The organism is Mesorhizobium sp. M2A.F.Ca.ET.067.02.1.1 (genome assembly GCF_004023285.1).
Taxonomy (GTDB): domain Bacteria; phylum Pseudomonadota; class Alphaproteobacteria; order Rhizobiales; family Rhizobiaceae; genus Mesorhizobium.
The window spans coordinates 1-3,676 of the sequence record NZ_RZSB01000613.1 but is presented as its reverse complement, the minus strand read 5'-3'; the positions used below and the strand labels follow the sequence as shown (position 1 = coordinate 3,676).

Genomic DNA, 3,676 nt, shown 5'->3' with positions numbered 1-3,676 from the left:
CCGTACGAATTGCGCGAGGTGCTGGCGCGGGTGCGCAGCGTTTTGCGCCGCGTGCCGCAGCCGGCCGAGCCGCAAGCCGCGAAGGCCGAGACCGGTAATCGGCGTTTCATGAATTTCGGCGGCTTTCAGGCCGATTTCGACGGTCGCATGGTCACCGCCGCCAATGGCGCGGTGATCGAGATGGCCAAGAGCGAGTTCGACGTGCTCGAGGTTTTCCTCACCCGCGCCAACCGGCTCCTGACGCGCGCGGCGATTTCGGAAGCCATCGGCTTCGTCGAGGACCCGGAATCCTCGCGCGCGGTCGACATCCGCATCATGCGGTTGCGAAAGAAGATCGAGGCCGACCCAGCCAATCCGAAATTCCTGCGCACGGTGCGCGGCGAAGGCTATATCTTCTCGCTGCCGAATGGCGACGCCAACTAAAGCAATTCCAGGAAAAGTGTGAGTGGTAGGCTCGGCGGTTTCGCCGTAGCCTTCCGTCCGGAATTGCGTCAAAACAAAGCGATAGAGCGGTTCGCCGTTTCTGCGGGAACGAAGGGTGCTCTGAACGACCGACGTCCGGGCCTGGAATTGACCATGACTGCCGATGCAGCACGCACCGATACGCATGCCTCGCGCCCGGGCGGCGCAGCGATGGCGGCCGTGCATGTCGTGCGCCGCCTGCGCGAGGCGGGCGACTGGCAGCGCGAGATGGACGGCATACTGGAGACGGTGTGCCGCAAGATGGATTGCCAGCGCGGCATTCTCTTCCGGCTGCGTGAATTGCCGGGCGAAGGTTTCGCCCAGTCGGTCGCCGCCTACTGGATCGACCCCGACTCCGGCGGCGACCTGGCCTCGCCCACGGTGATCATGCAGTCGATCATCAACTCGGATACCTTGCTGGAGCGCCTGCAGGAAGACGAGCGGCAGGGCAAGATCTTCTCCGGCCACACACGCAACTTGGACGGTTTCCTGCGGGACGACTTCGAGAAGCAGAGCATCAAGTCGTTCCTGTCCGTCTCCGTTTTCGCGCATGGCCACCTCTGGGGCACGCTGGCGGTCAACGACTGCGTCGCCGAGCGCGAATGGACGGATGAGGAAGAGGCGACGCTGCACATCATCGCTCTGGCCATCGGCGACGCCATCGAGCGCTCGCCATCCGAGGCGCATGCCAGCGAGGTGATCCGCCGCACCATGCTGCAGGCCTCGCTCGACGCCATCATCGTCATCGACGAGACGGGCTCGATCATCGAGTTCAATCCGGCCGCCGAGAAGATGTTCGGCTTCCAGCGCAGCTCCATCCTCGGCAAGGACCTGCTCGATACCATCGTTCCGATATATTACCGCAAGGGCTACGCCTCGGGTGCCGAATACATGGCGGGCCGCGGCGCGCCGATGGTCGGCCAGCGCCTGGAGACCGTCACCCAGAACGCCGCCGGCGAGATTTTCCCGATCGAGCTGACGGCGACGGAGATGCGCGTTGCCGACCGCCGCCTGATCTTCGGCTCGATCCGCGACCTGCGCGAGAAGCTGCAGGCCGAGGAGGAAATCAACCGCCAGCGCGAGAAGCTGCACCAGAACGAGAAGATGGCGGCGATGGGCTCGCTGCTCGCCGGGGTCTCGCACGAGCTCAACAACCCGCTGGCGGTGGTGGTGGCGCAGTCGACGCTGCTGCACGAATTCGCCGGCGACCCGCAGACCAAGGTGCGCGCCGAGAAGGTGCGCGCGGCCGCCGAGCGCTGCGGCCGCATCGTCAAGAGCTTCCTGTCGATGGTGCGGCTGCACCCGACCGAGCAGGCCGAGACCGATCTCAACCAGGTGATGCGCTCGGCGCTCGAAGTCACCGCCTATGGTGCCCGCTCCAGCGGCATCATCATCGACACCGATTTCGCCACCGGGCCGCTGCTTGCCATGGCCGACGCCGACCATATCACCCAGGTGGCGGCGAACTTCCTCATCAACAGCCAGCATGCGCTGGCCGGCATCACCGGCGAGCGGATCATCAAGGTGCGGACATTCCGCAACGAGCACGGCAATCCGGGCTTCTCCGTCGAGGACAACGGCCCGGGCATTCCCGAGGCGATCCGCGCGCGCATCTTCGAATCCTATTTCACCACCAAGCCGGTCGGGGTTGGCACCGGCATCGGCCTGTCGATCTCGAAGTCGATCGTCGAGCGCCACAACGGCAACATCTGGTTCGAGGAAGTGCAACCGACCGGCGCGCGCTTCGTCGTGCAATTGCCGGCGATTGCCGGCGGTGCCGCAAGCGCGGGTGAAGGGCCGGCGCGCTCGAGCGGATTGCGCCATGCGTTGATCATCGACGACGAGCCCGACGTCGCGGGCTCGCTTTCGGATATACTGGAGCTGATGGGGCTCAAGTCGCGCGTTGTGGCAAGCTGGACCTCCGCCGCCGACGTGCTCACGGGCCATATGCCGCCGGACATCGTCTTTTCCGACCTGCGCATGCCGGGCACTAGCGGCATCGCGATCTACCGCGAGCTGCTCTCGCAGCAGCCCGCTCTGGCCAAGCGCTTCGTGCTGGTGACCGGCGACCTCATCGGCGCCAAGGCGGAGATCGAAGCGCTGCCACCGCCGCAGCGCCCGCACATTCTGGAAAAGCCCTTCTCGACCCTCGACGTCCGCGGCATCCTGTCGGCGGTAGCCGACGAAGCCGCAGCCGCGGCCGACAACAGCGTCCACTTCTGAGCTAAGATTGCAACCGAAGAGGCGTGGCCGAGCTTGAGCTAGCACCGCCGCAGGATCTGCCGAGATTCAGGTCAAGCCGAGCCGAGAATGGTGGTTCGCGAGAACCGGAGCGGAGCGTACTTATAGTACGCGAGCACCGGAAGCGCAGGGAACCGCCATTCGCAGGCCGGCTTCACCTGAATACCGGCAGATCCGGAAAAAAGAGGCTCCCGACCGATTTTCGCGGCGGGAGCCTGACTTGAGCGCAGGAGGGAGCGCTCTGGGGAGGTCTTAAAAAATGTTCGGCGTGTTGGTGACCGGGGCGGCGTTGGCGATCATGCGCACAGCGCGCTCGCGGTGCTGGCCGGACTGCTCGGCGATGGCGCGCAGGCACTCGACGCTCTCGGCGCCCCAGTTCTGGCCCTTACAGGCAAAGTCGATCGCAGATTCCGGCAGGCGGGCGGTCTTGAGCGTGGTCTGCGCGCCTTCAACGACATTGGCCGGCGGGTTGATCGAAGCGAAGGCCGGACCGGAGGCGGGCGCGGCCAGCATGCCGACGAAGGCGCAGGCGCCGATCAGCATGAACATCGCCATCGGATGGTCGCTGGCGCGCTGGCGCAGCGCAAGTTTCGGCCGGCGGTCATTGCGCTCCGGGCCATGCTGGCGGCGATTGGTATCGGCGGCATGAACTTTCGCAAACATCGGCTGTTCCCTTCGTTATCTTTCTTTTTGCTGTGAAACGAACTTAGTCGCACCACGTAACAGTCGGATGATTGGCGGCGATTGCCTGTGTAACAGGATTGAAACAGACGCTGAGCGGTGCGGCCTTCCGATCCACGGCAACCATTCGACCGACTATCGAAGCTGGTTGGCGCAGCTATGCGCCTGTCGCGCCTGCCCGACTGTAAACAGCCTCACACAGCAATGTTTGTATCGAGCGCGTCGCTGTCGTCTGCCGCAGCTCGGCATCAATCGAAACATGCCCTTTCCGACGCGGGCACCGGCGCTCACA

At 64.7% G+C, this 3,676-nt stretch carries 3 protein-coding genes; 2 read left to right on the top strand and 1 reads right to left on the bottom strand.

The window, feature by feature from the left end; all coding sequences use genetic code 11:
- The coding region (locus tag EOA28_RS28640; RefSeq protein WP_148670901.1) for a response regulator transcription factor at positions 1-423 on the top strand (423 nt) is incomplete at its 5' end.
- A gap of 153 nt (positions 424-576) precedes the next feature.
- A complete protein-coding gene (locus EOA28_RS28635) occupies positions 577-2,685 on the top strand; it encodes a sensor histidine kinase (protein WP_245463396.1) in 2,109 nt (702 codons plus the stop codon).
- A gap of 270 nt (positions 2,686-2,955) precedes the next feature.
- Here EOA28_RS28635 and EOA28_RS28630 read toward each other — a convergent pair whose 3' ends face one another.
- On the bottom strand, positions 2,956-3,366 hold the full coding sequence (locus EOA28_RS28630; protein WP_126080900.1) for a hypothetical protein: 411 nt from the start codon (positions 3,364-3,366) through the stop codon (positions 2,956-2,958).
- Positions 3,367-3,676 lie beyond the last annotated feature (310 nt).